At 60.6% G+C, this 14827-nt stretch carries 14 protein-coding genes; 7 read left to right on the top strand and 7 right to left on the bottom strand.

Annotated elements, in window-relative coordinates; genetic code table 11:
- Positions 1-6: 6 nt before the first annotated feature.
- On the bottom strand, positions 7-303 hold the full coding sequence (locus tag ACZ52D_RS15930; RefSeq protein ID WP_222453066.1) for a virulence factor: 297 nt from the start codon (positions 301-303) through the stop codon (positions 7-9).
- A gap of 284 nt (positions 304-587) precedes the next feature.
- Between ACZ52D_RS15930 and ACZ52D_RS15925 the strand changes: the two genes are divergently transcribed.
- The gene (locus ACZ52D_RS15925; RefSeq protein ID WP_369929424.1) at positions 588-1703 is read left to right on the top strand and encodes a Ppx/GppA phosphatase family protein; all 1116 of its coding nucleotides are present in this window, start codon (positions 588-590) and stop codon (positions 1701-1703) included.
- Positions 1704-1775: 72 nt separating this feature from the next.
- Complete coding sequence (locus tag ACZ52D_RS15920) at positions 1776-2492, top strand: RlmE family RNA methyltransferase (RefSeq protein WP_222453068.1); 717 nt, start codon at positions 1776-1778, stop codon at positions 2490-2492.
- 1 nt (position 2493) lies between these two features.
- On the opposite strand, the gene ACZ52D_RS15915 is transcribed toward ACZ52D_RS15920, so the two are convergent.
- A complete protein-coding gene (locus ACZ52D_RS15915) occupies positions 2494-2679 on the bottom strand; it encodes a hypothetical protein (protein ID WP_464441933.1) in 186 nt (61 codons plus the stop codon).
- 124 nt (positions 2680-2803) lie between these two features.
- Complete coding sequence (locus ACZ52D_RS15910; RefSeq protein WP_417471857.1) at positions 2804-3676, bottom strand: YihY/virulence factor BrkB family protein; 873 nt, start codon at positions 3674-3676, stop codon at positions 2804-2806.
- Between the two features lie 147 nt (positions 3677-3823).
- Here ACZ52D_RS15910 and cls point away from each other — a divergent pair, with 147 nt between their 5' ends.
- Positions 3824-5239 carry a cardiolipin synthase gene (cls, locus tag ACZ52D_RS15905; RefSeq protein WP_464441931.1) on the top strand — a complete coding sequence of 472 codons (1416 nt, stop codon included), beginning with the start codon at positions 3824-3826 and terminating at the stop codon, positions 5237-5239.
- Here cls and ACZ52D_RS15900 read toward each other — a convergent pair.
- A complete protein-coding gene (locus ACZ52D_RS15900) occupies positions 5236-5673 on the bottom strand; it encodes an ion channel (protein WP_464441929.1) in 438 nt (145 codons plus the stop codon). The two genes, cls and ACZ52D_RS15900, sit on opposite strands and share 4 nt — an antisense overlap.
- A 186-nt stretch (positions 5674-5859) precedes the next feature.
- Here ACZ52D_RS15900 and ACZ52D_RS15895 point away from each other — a divergent pair, with 186 nt between their 5' ends.
- From ACZ52D_RS15895 to ACZ52D_RS15885, 3 genes are read left to right on the top strand one after another with little or no spacing between them, the layout of a single operon-like run.
- Positions 5860-6516: an ABC transporter ATP-binding protein gene (locus ACZ52D_RS15895; protein ID WP_464441927.1), complete on the top strand. Its 657-nt coding sequence runs from the start codon at positions 5860-5862 to the stop codon at positions 6514-6516.
- Positions 6513-8918, top strand: coding sequence for an FtsX-like permease family protein (locus ACZ52D_RS15890; protein WP_464441925.1), 2406 nt, complete (start codon positions 6513-6515; stop codon positions 8916-8918). Before ACZ52D_RS15895 ends, ACZ52D_RS15890 begins: the two co-directional genes overlap by 4 nt.
- On the top strand, positions 8908-9963 hold the full coding sequence (locus ACZ52D_RS15885; protein WP_464441924.1) for a lipocalin-like domain-containing protein: 1056 nt from the start codon (positions 8908-8910) through the stop codon (positions 9961-9963). Before ACZ52D_RS15890 ends, ACZ52D_RS15885 begins: the two co-directional genes overlap by 11 nt.
- A 43-nt stretch (positions 9964-10006) precedes the next feature.
- On the opposite strand, the gene ACZ52D_RS15880 is transcribed toward ACZ52D_RS15885, so the two are convergent.
- From ACZ52D_RS15880 to ACZ52D_RS15870, 3 genes are all read right to left on the bottom strand, one after another.
- Positions 10007-10438, bottom strand: a complete 432-nt coding sequence (locus ACZ52D_RS15880) for a universal stress protein (protein ID WP_464441922.1) — start codon at positions 10436-10438, stop codon at positions 10007-10009.
- Entirely contained in the window at positions 10435-13044 is a 2610-nt protein-coding gene (locus ACZ52D_RS15875; RefSeq protein ID WP_222453077.1) for a TRAP transporter permease, read from the bottom strand. Before ACZ52D_RS15875 ends, ACZ52D_RS15880 begins: the two co-directional genes overlap by 4 nt.
- A 100-nt stretch (positions 13045-13144) precedes the next feature.
- The gene (locus ACZ52D_RS15870) at positions 13145-14110 is read right to left on the bottom strand and encodes a TAXI family TRAP transporter solute-binding subunit (RefSeq protein ID WP_222453078.1); all 966 of its coding nucleotides are present in this window, start codon (positions 14108-14110) and stop codon (positions 13145-13147) included.
- 487 nt (positions 14111-14597) lie between these two features.
- Between ACZ52D_RS15870 and ACZ52D_RS15865 the strand changes: the two genes are divergently transcribed.
- The gene (locus tag ACZ52D_RS15865) at positions 14598-14810 is read left to right on the top strand and encodes a hypothetical protein (protein ID WP_222453079.1); all 213 of its coding nucleotides are present in this window, start codon (positions 14598-14600) and stop codon (positions 14808-14810) included.
- Positions 14811-14827: the final 17 nt, after the last annotated feature.

Below are 14827 nucleotides of genomic sequence, written 5' to 3'. Positions count from 1 at the left end.
TCAGGCTCATGCCCATCCGTCATTTGCGATCAGAGCCTTCAGACGTTCCTGATCGTATTCCTGCTCCAGACGGGAGGCTTCCGCTTCGGCAATCTCAGCCGGGTCGCCTTCGGCGGCGAAGGGCGCGGCCTTGCGCCACTCTGCCAGATAGGCATCGGCGTCCTTAGCATTGACCTTCATCGCAGCGCGATCGATTGCCTGTTCGAAGCGTTCCTCCAACTGCCGTTTGGCGCCGCGGCGGCCTTTGCCAACGATAACCTGCGCGGGAATATCGCGCCAGTAAACGATGGTGACGTCGGGCATGGCTGGGTTCCTCCTAAGCCTGGATAGACTTCGTTCTAGTGCGCTGACGCGCCGCAGGTTGGTCGGTTTTCGACAACCCGATGGGATTGTGCGACGTTTTGCTGGCCGGAACACTAGCTTTGTGCGCCGCCGAAGGCCACCGGGGCGATCCGCCAAAATATTCATGTGAATTATGAGCAATGTGGCAAGCCGAGGATTTTGCAAAGCGCGGTGGACAGGCGCTTGCGCCGGGGCGACTGCCCACCTATTGTTACAGTTAACACGATAATCGGAGGGCGTGAATCATGGCGCCCAGGCGCTCGAAAGGTGTGGGCGCGTTTCCCAAGGCGGTTGAGACCCCTGCACCGGCCCGACCCGATCCAGACGCGCTTTATGCGGCGCTGGATTTGGGCACAAATAGCTGCCGCATGTTGATCGCTCAGCCCAAGGGCAGCGGTTTTCATGTGGTGGACAGTTTCTCCAAGTCGGTGCAACTGGGCGCCGGACTGGAGCGGACCGGACGGTTGTCGCGGTCCTCAATGGCGCGCACCATTCAGGCCTTGCGCATCTGTCAGCAGAAATTGAAGCGCAACAAGGTCAAGCGCATGCGGCTCGTCGCGACCGAGGCCTGCCGCCGCGCCAAGAATGCAAGGGATTTCATCCGGCAGGTCAAACGCGAGACCGGTCTGACGCTGGAAATCATCCAGCCCGAGGAGGAAGCCCGGCTTGCGGTCATCTCCTGCGCGCCGCTGGTTTCGACCAGAACGACGCAGCTGTTGGTGGTCGACATCGGCGGCGGCTCGACCGAGCTGGTGTGGATCGACATTTCCTCTGTTCCGCGTCGGGACCGCCCCTCCGCAATCATGCGGTTGCATCACGGCTTCACCCCGGTCGCGTCGTCACCTTTCCCTGCTGCCAAGGTGGTGGATTGGATCTCCGTGCCGTTGGGCGTGGCAACGCTGCGTGACCAGTTCATCGATGTCGAAGATGACGCGGCACGTTTTGCCCTCATGAGCTGGTTCTTCGAGGAAAACCTCGCTGATTTTGCGCCCTACAAGGACGAGCAGAAACGCGCAGGCTTCCAAATTGTCGGCACCTCCGGAACGGTCACAACCGTCGCGGCCTCACACTTGGGCCTCAAACGCTATGACCGCACCAAGGTCGACGGGCTGCGCATGACCAGCGACCAGATTGACAAGGTCATCCGCAGCTACCTGGAACTGGGTCCCCAGGGGCGACGCCGCGATCCGCGGATCGGCGAGGACAGGCAGGCGCTGATCATGTCTGGGTCTGCCATCCTTCAGGCGCTTCTGCGCTGCTGGCCCACCGACCGTCTGTCGGTCGCGGACCGGGGCCTGCGCGAGGGGCTGCTGTATGCGCAGATGAGCGCAGATGGGGTTCTGGAAGACGGACCCTTCTAAAGCCGGGCGAAATGCCCTATGTGACGTTACTTGGATTTTCTCAGGGTCCGGCATCCGTCGGAATACAGCGATATGGCAAAGACACCTACTGGCAAGAATACATCCGGCCGCGGCCAGCGTGACCTGAAGGTGAAGGTCAAGAGCGCCCGCGGACGCAAGCTCAGCTCGACCCGTTGGCTGCAGCGGCAGCTGAACGACCCATATGTCAAGCGGGCGCAGGCCGAGGGCTACCGGGGGCGTGCCGCCTACAAGATCATGGAGCTGGACGATCGCTTCCGGTTCTTGGTGAACGGTGCGCGTGTCGTCGATCTTGGCTGTGCGCCAGGTGGCTGGGCGCAGGTTGCTGTCAAGCGGATCAACGCCCTTGGGGAAAAGCCGGGTAAAGCCGTCGGTCGCATCATTGGCGTCGATCTGCAGGAGGTCGAACCGCTGGCAGGCGCGGAGTTCCACCAGCTGGACTTCATGGATGACGGCGCCGACGAAAAGGTCAAGGAATGGCTTGGCGGCAAGGCAGACGTGGTCATGTCGGATATGGCCGCTGCCAGCTCGGGACACAAGCAGACTGACCACTTGCGCATCATTTCGCTGTGCGAGACAGCGGCCTACTTCGCTTTCGACGTCCTCGAGGAAGGAGGCACCTTTGTTGCCAAGGTGCTCGCCGGCGGTGCCGAGGGCGAACTTCAAAAGCTACTGAAGCAGAAATTCACCAAGGTGGTCAACATGAAGCCGCCCTCCTCACGCTCCGACAGTTCCGAGAAATTCGTCGTCGCGACAGGGTTCCGCGGCTAGCTCAAAAGCGGAAACGGCGGGGGCTGCTCAGAGACTGTGTCGCAATGTGGCGCAGCATGAGCGCGGCGTCGCCCTCGCCTTCCGCCAGCCGGTACACGCGCAAGGGCGCCCGGTCCCGCCAGTTTTCCAGCGTCTTGCGCAACTTCGCGATCAACTTTTCCTGGCGGCGCGGGGTTTGCACATTCATCTTGGTCGGTCCTTCTGGAGCGTCGGTGGTGTCACCGGTTTAGACCGCCTTTAGGAACGCATTTGGGCCGAATTGTGGCAGGCCCGCCTTATTGTTGAAATTTTGGAAACGCCCGTTTCCGAATTCAGCCCTGGGCCCTGTTGGCTTCTTCCGCAAGATCGATCAAGGCCCCGTTGAATTCCGCTCCGATAATCAAGATCGCGGAATTGAGGTAGAGAAAGATCATCGCGGCCATCGCCCCGGCCAGTCCTGCATATGTCGCGGAATATTGGGCAAAGCTGCTGACGTAAATGGCGAAACCGCCACCGGCAGCCAGCCACAACAGCAATGTCAGCAACGCGCCGGGGAGAATCCTTTGCCACCGATGCATCCGCCCCGGCAGCAAGAGATGGAAGGACAGCACAGCGCCGACAGGCAGGCTCAATGCGAATATGCCGCTCAGCCCGCTTTCCAGCCCCTTCGGCACTGTCGCAAAGGGCACGAGATCGGCAAGGTAGCGCATGTAAAGTGGTACCAGGATCTCAACAGTTGCGGCGAGAATGATCCCTGCGCCGCCCAGGATCACCAGTGCGATACACAGTCCGCGCGTTTTCCAGAAGGGGCGCGTGTCAGTGTCGTGGTAGGCCTGCACCATCGCCACCCGCACGGCGTCAACGCCGTTGGACGCAAAGTACAGCGCCAGCAGCCCCCCCAGGGTGACCAGTTGAGTGTTCGAGGTGCGCAACACAGCCTTGAGCTCCGCCAGGATCGGCTTGGCGACGGGCGCGGGCCAGACACCGAACACATGGTCGGTCAGTTGCTCCATTTCGAGGTTTTGCGAGAACAGCCCCGCAAGGGTGCCGGCAAGGGCCACGGAAAACAACACGAATGGGAACAACGCCAACATCATCGACATGGCGATATGGCTGCTCATGACCCAGCCGTTTTTCTGGTTGAAACGGCGAGCGGCGATCAGCAGGGCTGTCGGCCAACGGTGTATCGGCGGCAAGATCATCATGGCCACAAGTTCCCACAAGAGCTGCGAATTTTCCAGCCATTGACAAATGCGGCCGGTGAAACTCACATTCTGGCAACAGTCGCCGCAGCTGATGGCCCGCTTGCAACGGCCACGGTACGAATTCGGATTTCAGGCAAGGGGGCATGAATGGTGTGGTTCGTCCTCAGCACCGGTGCGTTGGTCGTGATCTGGGGTGTGGCCTCGGTTGCCGCCTTACGGGCAGCGCGCACGTCCCGAACGCCGCAGGGGGCGATCGGTTGGGTCGTCTTCCTGCTTTCGGCTCCGATGATCGCGTTGCCCGCCTTCATGGTGTTCGGGGATCACCGTTTCCGGGGGTATTGGCGGGCCCGTCGCGCCGCGGAAAGGGCATTGCTGCCGCGCCGCGCCAAGACCAGCGCCCTGTCGGAACCGCCGTTGACGCTGCCCATCAACCCGGCCCCCTTCGAAGCGATTGCCGGCTTCAAGATCTGCCGTGGCAACGACATGACATTGCTGGTCAACGGGCGGCAGACCTTCGATAGCATTTTTGAAGCGATTGACGGCGCGCAGGAGTATATATTGCTTCAATATTACATTCTGCGTTCGGACGGCATCGGAGACCAGCTGCATGCGCGGTTGCTGGCCGCCGCCAAACGCGGCGTGAAAATCTGGATGATGGTGGACAAGATCGGCAGTCGCCAGCTGCCGCGCGCCTATATCGAGGAACTGGAACACGCCGGTATCCACCTCGTGGCACCGGGACGCTATCGCCGCCCCTGGACGCGGATGCGGATCAATTTCCGCAATCACCGCAAGACGGTCATCGTTGATGGTCGCATTGGCTTTACCGGCGGGATCAACGTCGGGGATGAATACCTCGGCCTCGCCCCGGCCTTGTCGCCCTGGCGCGACACCCATGTCAGGCTGAGCGGTCCCGTGGTGCTGCAGCTCCAGCTGTCTTTTGCCGAAGACTGGCATTGGTACACACAGGAACCAATTCTGGATCACCTGCACTGGGAGCCGCACCCAGGCACGGAGGACAGGCCCGCCTTGATCGCGGCAACCGGTCCCGGCGATGCCGTGGGCAATGGGTCAATGCTGTATTTTTCCGCCATAACCGCCGCGCAGGAACGAGTCTGGCTGGCCTCCCCCTATTTCGTTCCCGATCAGGAAGTCAGCGCCGCCTTGCAGCACGCCAGCCTACGCGGCGTGGATGTGCGGATCCTGTTGCCCGAGAAGGTCGACCATTATTTGCCGTGGCTTGCCAGCTTCGCCTTCTTTGATGAACTTCAGGCCGCGGGCGTACAGATCTACCGCTATCGTGACGGGTTCATGCATCAGAAGTGTTTTGTCGTCGACGAGACGCTGTCCGGCGTTGGCACTTGCAACCTCGACAACCGTTCGTTCCGCTTGAACTTTGAAACCATGGCATTGCTCTTTGATCAGGCGTCAGCCCTTGACGTAGCTGAAATGCTTGAGCGCGATTTTGTCAACGCAAGCGATGAGCTGGAGCCGCTGAGCCAACAAAAGCCCCTGCTGCGGATCATGGCCCCCATGGCAAGGCTGCTGGCGCCCGTGCTTTAATCAGACGCGTCAGGTGCTTGATCTTCGTGGAAAAACAACCGCCCCATCGCGGTCACCAGGAAAGCTGTGCTGATCCCGAACGACAGAACGCCGTTCACCGAGGCCAGACCCGCACCGACCCGCAGCGACGGATCCAACACGACGTCGCCATAGCCCACAGTGGTATAGGTCACCAGGATAAAGTAGACGGCCGTGTTCCAATCCGGCAGCGCACCGTTGAGGTAAAAGGCTATCGACCAGATCCAGACCTGTACCGTGTGACTGGCGAGAATAGTGAAAATCGTGACGACCAGAATGCAGCCCGACTGCCATCTGTGGAACGGCTTGTCGAAGAGCGAGAACAAGCGTTTCAATTGTGCGCCCCACCAGACCAGCATGGCGATCTGCAGCAGCAGGCAAAGGCTGAGGAAGATCGAACCCCAAATCAGTTGCACCCATAAGGTCATCGGGAGTGCCTGCCTCTTGTTTGATAAATTTCTGCCAACCTAAGAACTTAACAGCTGTCTCGCAACGCTCTTGGCGCGTCAATTCGAAGCTGGCCGTCAGGCTGGACAACCCTTTCACAAGCCTGTTCAGTGCAATGATGGCAGACAAACGGACTGCAGGAGGTTCGGCGCACCATGGTTTTGTCGATCCGCAATGTAACCAAAACCTATCCCGGGCAGGATCCGACGAGCGCGGTTCTGCGGGGCGTCTCGCTGGACCTTGCTGCCGGTCGCACCCTTGCGCTGACCGGGGAAAGCGGATCGGGCAAGAGCACGCTGTTGCACCTGGTCGGAGCGTTGGATCTGTTCGATACCGGAGAGATCACCGTCGCGGGAACCGCCCTGTCCTCCCTCTCGGACCGGGAGCGGGCGGCTCTGCGGCGAACAAAGGTTTCTTTGGTTTTCCAGCAATTTAACCTGATCCCTTCACTGAGTGTGGAGCGGAACGTTGCCCTGCATGCCCAGCTTGGTGAGCGCTGGGACCCGAAGTGGGGAGCCGAAGTGATGGATCGGCTTGGACTGGCGGATCTGAGATCGCGGTTTCCGGACCAATTGTCGGGCGGGCAGCAGCAACGGGTAGCCATTGCCCGCGCGCTCGCCCTTCGCCCGACCTTGCTGTTGGCGGATGAACCTACCGGTAACCTCGATGAAAGCTCCAGTGCGAAAGTGATGGCGTTGATGCTCGAGCTTGTCCGTGACAGCGGAACCGCGCTGTTTCTGGTCACTCACTCCCGCAGCATTGCGTCGATGCTGGATCAGCAGCTGCACCTGCATCACGGACGCATCGAATGATCCGGGCCGCCTTTCTGGCCCTTCTGTCCCACTGGCTGCGGCATCCGCTGCAATTGGTGACTTTGGCGGTCGGACTGGCCCTGGCAACCGGCCTGTGGTCCGCGGTACAGGCGATCAATTCAGAGGCACGCGCGAGCTACAAACAAGCAGAACAACAGCTTGCAGGGATGGCTGGCGCCCGCTTGGTTCCGATGGAAAGTTCGATATCACTTGAACAGTTTGCCCGCCTGCGCCGCGCAGGATGGCAGGTGACGCCCGTTTTAACAGGTAACGTAAATTTTGGCGATCAAGCATTTGATATCATGGGGATAGACCTGCTGAGCCACCCCCTTTCCGCCACCCTCATAACGGAGCAAGGCGCACCGGATTTGACTGCGCTCACCCCACCTGGGCTGCTGTTCGCTCACCCGGACACCGCTGCTCGGCTAGCCCAGTTGCAGGACAGCATCCCAATGCGCGCGGTTGAGGATGTGCCACGCGACCTGCTGATCGCGGATCTGAGCTTGGCAGGCCGCCTGTTGAACCAGTCGCATCAGATCAGCTACCTGCAACTTTTGCCCACGCAACGATCCGGCCTTCAGCCCCTTGCCGAACTGGTCCCAGAATTGCGTCTTGACGCGTCAGGCGACGCAGCGGACACCGCCCGGCTCACGGAGAGTTTTCACCTCAATCTAACGGCTTTTGGAATGCTCTCTTTCGCGGTGGGCCTGTTCATCGTACAGGGCGGCATCGCGCTCAGTCTTGAGCAACGGCGGGCCATGCTGCGCACCCTGCGAGGGCTGGGTCTTTCCTTGCGCCTGATTGTCTTGCTGATTGCAGCGGAGTTGATGGCGATTGGTATCCTCTCCGCGCTTCTGGGCCTCGCTGGGGGGTATCTTGTCGCCGCAGCCCTGCTACCGGATGTAAGCGCCACCCTGTCAGGTCTGTACGGCGCGCAGATCGAGGGAGGCTTGGAGCTGCGGCCCTCTTGGGTGCTGTCCGGGTTGGGAATGGCCTTGGCGGGGATATTCGTGGCCGGAGCACAGGCCTTGTATGAAGTGTGGCGGATGCCCTTGCTCGCTGCGCCAGCCTCGCAGGCGCGCGGCCAGCGCGTTCGTCGCTCCTACAGGCTGCTGGCGATTGCGGGTGTGGCCCTCCTGATACTCGGGGCAATAATCTTGCTTTTCTCCGAAGGGCTTCTGGGAGGGTTTGCATTTCTCAGCGCGTTGATGCTCGGGGCCGCGCTACTCTTGCCGCAGCTCATCACGTTGTTGCTCACGCTGGCGCAACGATTTACGCGCGGGCCTTTTGCTGGATGGTTGTTGGCGGACACCCGTGCCCAGCTGCCGGGCATGTCGCTGGCGCTGATGGCGCTTTTGTTGGCACTGGCGGCGAATATTGGCGTAACGACAATGGTTTCCAGCTTTCGCCTCACGTTCACCGCCTGGCTGGATCAGCGGCTCGCGGCGGAGCTCTACGTGACTGTTCGGAATGATCACCAGGGGGCAGCGTTGCAGGACTGGCTGGCGGCTCGCGATATTCCCGCGCTTCCTGTTCGGCGTGCCGACCTTCGCTACGAGGGCCTGCCGCTGCGTGTTTACGGTGTAGTCGATCACGCCACCTACCGCGATCATTGGCCGTTGCTGGACGCGAAATCCGATGCATGGGATCGCATGTTTCGACATGGAGCAACCATGATAAATGAGCAAATGGCGCGCCGCCACGGTTTAAAACCCGGAGATGCCGTCGCATTGCAATCCGGTTGGCGCGCAGAAGTGGTCGGTATCTATTCCGATTTCGGAAATCCTGACGCACAGGCAATTGTCGCTCTGCCGACCCTGCTGGCGCAGATACCCGGCGTGCCGAACCGGCAGTTTGGCCTGCGCGCACCCGAAGAAGAGATTCTTTCTGTCTCCAAGGCCATACGAGACGCCTTTGATCTGCCTGCAGACGCCATAACGGATCAGCGGACGATCAAAATGCGGTCACTCGCGATCTTCGAGCGCACCTTTGTTATAACCGCCGCCTTGAACCTTCTGACGCTCGGGGTGGCAGGATTTGCCATGCTCAGCAGCCTGCTGACCCTTTGGGCGCAAAGGCTGCCTCAACTGGCGCCGGTCTGGGCCATGGGCCTGACCCGGCGACAACTGGCCGCGACGGAGCTACTGCGCAGCCTTCTGCTTGCAGCCATGACCGCGCTTCTTGCCTTGCCACTGGGATTGGCACTGGCTTGGGCGCTGCTGGCGGTCATCAACGTTGCCGCCTTTGGCTGGAAGTTGCCGATGTACCTGTTTCCCGCTGATTGGCTGCAACTCTTCCTGCTGGCCCTGCTAGCCGCCACGCTGTCGGCAGCCCTGCCGGCTTGGAGGCTAAGCCGACTGGACCCCGCGGACTTGTTGAAGGTATTTGCCAATGAACGCTAGGTCGTGGCTCATCGCCGCCTGTTTCCTGCTCCCTATGCCCTTCGCCGCAGAGGCACAGGGCTATGCGGGCCTCGCCTCCCGTGCCGAGGGGTTCGCCATCCCGCGTCCGAACACGCCACTCAAGTTCCCGCAAGATCACGGCCCGCACCCGGATTTTCGTATTGAATGGTGGTACTTGACCGCCAACCTTCATTCCGCGGATGGCACAAAATATGGTGTCCAGTGGACTTTGTTTCGTTCGGCCTTGGAACCGGGGAACGAAGATGGCTGGCAGAACCCCCAGATCTGGATGGGTCATGTGGCTGCAACTTCGCGCGACCGGCATCTGTTCGCCGAGCGCATTGCCCGCGGCGGCACCGGCCAGGCCGGGGTCACCGCCCAGCCATTTTCCGCATGGATTGACGATTGGCGGATGCAGGCACAATCAGATGGAATTTCAGAACTCAACCTAACAGCCCAAGCATTTGATTTTCATTACAATTTGGACCTGAAAGCTGAAGGCCCGCTGGTCCTCCACGGTGCGGATGGCTATTCAGTCAAATCGGACCTCGGTCAGGCCAGCTACTACTATTCGCAGCCCGACTACCAGGTTCAAGGCACATTGAGCCTCGGTGATGGCCCGGTGAAGGTCAGCGGCTCTGCCTGGCTGGATCGGGAATGGTCCAGCCAGCCATTGGCTGCAGACCAAAGCGGTTGGGATTGGTTCTCGCTCAGTCTTGACAGCGGCGACCGCCTGATGGGGTTTGTGCTGCGTGGCGAAAACGGCAATTTCTCATCTGGCACCTGGATCGGCACCGATGGCACCGTCACCGCGCTTGCCCCGGGTGCAGTCCAGGCAGAGCCATTGGAGACCACTTTAGTCGCCGGGCGCGAGATCCCAACACGATGGAGCCTCGTGCTTGAGGAGCGGGATCTTTCCGTGGAAGTCCAGGCGCTTAACCCGCAAAGTTGGATGGGCACCCAGTTTTCATATTGGGAGGGACCGGTCGAGGTCAGCGGCAGCCACAGCGGCCAGGGGTATCTGGAAATGACCGGTTATGAATAAGGGCGCCCGAGGGCGCCCTTAAGTCTTGGGGATTCATGCGGGTTCAACGCACGACAAAGACCGAGCAATCCGAATGCCGGATCACCCGCGCGGCATTGGGGCCCAACAGGTAATCCTTCAGATCCGGCTTGTGCGCGCCAATCACGATCAGACCGCTGCCGGCCTTTTCTGCGACCTTCAGGATTTCCTGATAGGCCGTGCCAGTCGCCACCAGGTGACGAACCTTGGCGTTGCGTTCGTCCCCCAGAATCTTGTCACACAGCTCGCTCAGCCGTCTGGTCGCTTCCTTGACCGCTTTTTCATGGTGGTGTTTCTCAAAGAAGCCCGACACCCAGCTTTCACCGAAATCCGGCAAGACGTTTAGAACGTCCAGCTGGCTGCCTTCCAGATCGGCAAGCTTGGCGGCCTGGGTCAGGACCTTCTCGTCCGTCTCCCGATCGCTCAGCTCCAATGCGCAAAGAACGGGTTTGCTCATGCCGGTACTCCTTCCTGTTCACGGGCGCGGCCGCGTTGCAGCAGCGCGATCAGCGCCACCAGCAGAAGAGCCGGGATGAAGACCAGCTCCTTGGGCAGCTGGCTTGCCGGGGCCTGGATTGCCTGGATCTGCACCGGTTCATCGGCATAGAAGTCAAAGCTCTCCAGATTGGGTGCAGCCGGAGTGCCGAACATCGGCTCATCCAGCTTCATCATCCCGTCTTCCTCCAGCAGCAGCAGACCATAGGCGTCGACGGCTTGCTGGCCACCGCTGCCATCGGCTGTCAGCACCATGGTGGTGGACTTGATCTCGCCTGTGTCGAAATCTGGACCTTCCACGGTGATGCGGAACTCTGCGCCCGGCTCGGCGGTATCGAGCGCCTGCACCAGCTGGGTGGGCGGGACATCGGCGAACGGCGGCATTACCCGATCCATGAAGAAATCCGGTCTGAACAGCGCGAAGGCTGCAAAGATCAGCAGAACGCTTTCATAGATCCGGTTGCGGCTGACGAAATACCCCATGGTGCCGGCGGTGAAGACGAGGATCGCGATCGTCGCGGAGATCGCGACCAGTATCCCTTGTGCCCAGGTCACATCGATCAAAAGCAGGTCGGTGTTGAAGATGAACACAAACGGCAAGGCCACGGTCCGCAAGCTGTAGAAGAACGCGGTGAACCCGGTGCGGATCGCGTCGCCACCCGACACGGCCGCCGCGGCAAAGCTCGCCAGCCCGACGGGCGGGGTCACATCGGCCATGATGCCAAAGTAGAACACGAACAGATGCACGGCGATCAGCGGAACGATCAGGCCCGACTGGGCCCCCAGTTCCACCACGACGCCGGCCATCAGCGAACTGACAACGATGTAGTTGGCGGTGGTCGGCAAACCCATGCCCAGCACCAGCGACAGAAGTCCGACCATCACCAGCATCAGGATCAGATTGCCACCCGAGATGAACTCAACCAGCTCCGACATCACCTGTCCCACGCCGGTCAGGGTCACGGTCCCCACGATCACGCCCGCGGTGGCCGTGGCCAGCGCGATGCCGATCATGTTGCGCGCCCCGTCGATCAGGCCGTTCCAAAGGTCGGTGACGCCCTCCACAAAGGCATTCGCAGCCGTATTCTGTCCGCGGAAGATCGCCTTCAGCGGTTTCTGCGTCAGCAGAATGACGAACAGCAGCGCGGTCGCCCAGAACGCGGACAGGCCCGGCGATTTCTGTTCGATCATCAGGAAGTAGACCAGCACGATGATCGGCAGCAGGTAATGCAGACCTGCCTTGTAGATCTCGGACACGACCGGCAGCTCGACCTTCTCTGAATTGGGGTCGTCCGGAACCAGGTCATCCACGCCTGCCGCCAGCCAAAGAAGACCGATGTAAGTCAGCACCAGCAGCGCCGACAGCATCAGCCCGGAGGCATCCGGCATCGCGGCAACGATCCACTGGACCGGGAACTGCACGCCGTAGCACAGGCCGGCAAAGCCCGCAAAGAACAGTGCCATGCCACCAATGGTGCGCCCCATGGACACCACCCGGTTGCCCAGAGTCGGCATGTTCCGCTTCACCGCTTCCAGATGTACGATGTACACCAGCGCGATGTAGGAAATCGCGGCCGGCAGGAAGGCATGGGTGATCACCTCGACATAGGAGATGCCGACATATTCCACCATCAAAAAGGCCGCAGCGCCCATCACCGGGGGCATGATCTGGCCGTTGACCGAGGACGCAACCTCGACCGAGCCTGCCTGCTCGGAGGTAAAGCCCACCCGCTTCATCAGCGGAATGGTGAAGGTGCCGGTGGTGACTACGTTGGCAATGGATGAGCCCGAAATCAGACCGGTTGCGGCAGAGCCGACAACCGCCGCCTTGGCGGGGCCGCCGCGCAGGTGGCCAAGGGCGCCAAAGGCCATCTTGATGAAGTAGTTGCCTGCCCCGGCCTTGTCGAGCAGCGCGCCGAACAGCACGAACAGGAAAACGAACTTTGTCGAAACACCCAGGGCGATACCAAACACGCCTTCCGAGGTGATCCACATGTGGCTCATGGCCTTTTTCAGGCTGGCGCCTTTCCAGCGGATGACTTCGGGCACCCATTCGGAAGAGCCGAAGAAGACATAGGCCAGGAAAATCGTGGCAATGATCGCCATTGCCGGACCAAGCGCCCGGCGTGCGGCTTCGAACAGCAGGATCAGGCCCGCAAGGGCGAACCACTTGTCCATATCATCGGCAAGCCCGCCGGAATCGACGATTTTCTGATAGAAAATATACCCATAAAGCGCGATTGCAGCGCCCAGAATGGCGAAGATCCAGTCCTGGATCGGGATCTGACCACGGGGGCTGGATTTGAACGCCGGATAGGCGGCATAGGCCAGGAATATGGCGAACGCCAAATGGATTTGCCGGGAATTGTTCACCACGCTGCCCGGCAGCAGCATGTTGGAAACCGGTGAGGCGAGAATGACTTGGAAAACCGACCAGATGACCGCAACGATAGCGAGGAACAGGCCGACACTCCCGGCGGGATTGCGGGCGCCTGCGTCAGAGGACGCGACCAGTTCCTGAAGCTCTTCTTCGCTGAGCGGTCGATTTCCCTGAGCATCGGATGTCATGGATAATCTCCCTTTGGGCCAGCGCCGATAGCGCGGCCGCTATTTCCCCCTAGGGGCAAAAACGGGGCGCTTTGGCGCCCCGTTCCGTTGCTGGGTCGACTTACTCGATCCAGCCCTTTTCCTTGTAGTACTTGGCAGCGCCGGGATGCAGCGGCGCCGATAGGCCGTCCTTGATCATCTCTTCCGGCTTCAGGTTGGCGAAGGCCGGGTGCAGTTTCTGGAAGGCTTCGAAGTTTTCGAAGACCGAGCTGACAACTGCGTAGACCGCATCTTCGGACACGTCTGCCGAAGTCACGAAGGTCGCGCCCACACCAAAGGTCTTGGTGTCTTCGTCGGTGCCGCGGTACATGCCGCCGGGGATGGTCGCGGTGCGGTAGAAGGAGTTTTCTTCCACCAGCTTTTCAACGGCTTCGCCATCGACGGTCACCAGCACCGAGTCACAGGCGGTGGTGGCTTCCTGGATGGAGCCGGACGGGTGACCAACGGTGTAGATCATCGCGTCGATCTGGTTGTCGCACAGCGCTGCGGACTGTTCTGCCGCCTTCAGCTCGGTTGCCAGGGCGAAATCTTCCATGCCCCAGCCCTTGGCTTCCATCAGCACTTCCATGGTGCCGCGCTGGCCGGAACCCGGGTTGCCGATGTTGACGCGCTTGCCTTTGAGGTCGTCAAAGGTCTCGATGCCGGCATCGGCACGGGCGACCACGGTGAAGGGCTCCGGGTGTACGGAGAAGACGGCGCGCAGGCCTTCAAACGGACCTTGTTCCTCGAATTTGGAGGTGCCGTTATAGGCGTGGTACTGCCAGTCGGACTGGGCCACACCGAACTGAAGCTCACCTTCGCGGATGGTGTTGATGTTGTAGACCGAACCGCCGGTGGATTCGACGGCGCATTTGAAGCCATGCTCCTTGCGGCCCTTGTTTACCAGGCGGCAGATCGCGCCACCGGTGGGGTAATAAACACCGGTCACGCCGCCGGTGCCGATGGTGATGTATTCCTGCGCGGATGCGGCCGGCGCGACGAAGGCGGCGGTCACCAAAGCACCGATGGTCAGCTTGGTGTGTTTCATGATCAAGTCTCTCCCACTTGTCTTATGATTGGCGGCCCTGCACATGCGCCGCCGGGGCGAAACCGTCCGGGGCGGGCTCTGTAAAACAGAAACCGACAGGCAGGGCGCGTGCAGGTGAAATGCACGTGCAAAAGGTTTCATTGCCACCTCCCCAAGTCAAGGGTGCTATTAATTGACGCACCCCCTAAGTCGATATTTTTCTGCGCTTTGACGTGACTTACCAATTTTTCCCCGTCCCGTGTCACCGGCATGGGCGCAGCGGCATGAAAAGGTAACTCTTGCAAGGGGAAAAATGCTGTGGGCGATTCTGTTTCCGGCCACGGATGTCAGCAAATCGTGGCCGCGACGCTGCGCGGCGACACGTCGAGAAAATCGCCTAGACTTGCCAAAGTAGGAGGTGACAAACTGACGTCCGCTCTCCTATAAGCTGTGCCAAAATAGCCTCGGCACTGGATCGACCGGGGCAGGAACAGGGGACCCGGCCAACATGCGTTTGAGCCAGATCATTGGAGAGAACCCGTCGCTGACCGGGTTCTGGGCGCTGGAGCGTTGCGTGTCGGCAGAAGCTCGAAGACTGCCGATCGATTTCTGCGCACCGCTGACATGCGATGTCGAGCCAGAGTTCAGATGCACGCCCAGAAAGTGGGACCTGATCCTTGCTGCGGCCCACGAACGTGGGTTGCGCGCGCGCGAACTGTAACCATTCAGAACGGAGCA

This window comes from Leisingera sp. S2M4 (assembly GCF_055398055.1).
This window is presented reverse-complemented; position numbering and strand designations above follow the sequence as displayed.

Coding starts and splice junctions, on each gene's coding strand:
- ACZ52D_RS15930 (WP_222453066.1), bottom strand. CDS start 303: ATGCCCGACGTCACCATCGTTTACTGGCGCGATATTCCCGCGCAGGTT.
- ACZ52D_RS15925 (WP_369929424.1), top strand. CDS start 588: ATGGCGCCCAGGCGCTCGAAAGGTGTGGGCGCGTTTCCCAAGGCGGTT.
- ACZ52D_RS15920 (WP_222453068.1), top strand. CDS start 1,776: ATGGCAAAGACACCTACTGGCAAGAATACATCCGGCCGCGGCCAGCGT.
- ACZ52D_RS15915 (WP_464441933.1), bottom strand. CDS start 2,679: ATGAATGTGCAAACCCCGCGCCGCCAGGAAAAGTTGATCGCGAAGTTG.
- ACZ52D_RS15910 (WP_417471857.1), bottom strand. CDS start 3,676: ATGATGATCTTGCCGCCGATACACCGTTGGCCGACAGCCCTGCTGATC.
- cls (WP_464441931.1), top strand. CDS start 3,824: ATGGTGTGGTTCGTCCTCAGCACCGGTGCGTTGGTCGTGATCTGGGGT.
- ACZ52D_RS15895 (WP_464441927.1), top strand. CDS start 5,860: ATGGTTTTGTCGATCCGCAATGTAACCAAAACCTATCCCGGGCAGGAT.
- ACZ52D_RS15890 (WP_464441925.1), top strand. CDS start 6,513: ATGATCCGGGCCGCCTTTCTGGCCCTTCTGTCCCACTGGCTGCGGCAT.
- ACZ52D_RS15885 (WP_464441924.1), top strand. CDS start 8,908: ATGAACGCTAGGTCGTGGCTCATCGCCGCCTGTTTCCTGCTCCCTATG.
- ACZ52D_RS15880 (WP_464441922.1), bottom strand. CDS start 10,438: ATGAGCAAACCCGTTCTTTGCGCATTGGAGCTGAGCGATCGGGAGACG.
- ACZ52D_RS15875 (WP_222453077.1), bottom strand. CDS start 13,044: ATGACATCCGATGCTCAGGGAAATCGACCGCTCAGCGAAGAAGAGCTT.
- ACZ52D_RS15870 (WP_222453078.1), bottom strand. CDS start 14,110: ATGAAACACACCAAGCTGACCATCGGTGCTTTGGTGACCGCCGCCTTC.
- ACZ52D_RS15865 (WP_222453079.1), top strand. CDS start 14,598: ATGCGTTTGAGCCAGATCATTGGAGAGAACCCGTCGCTGACCGGGTTC.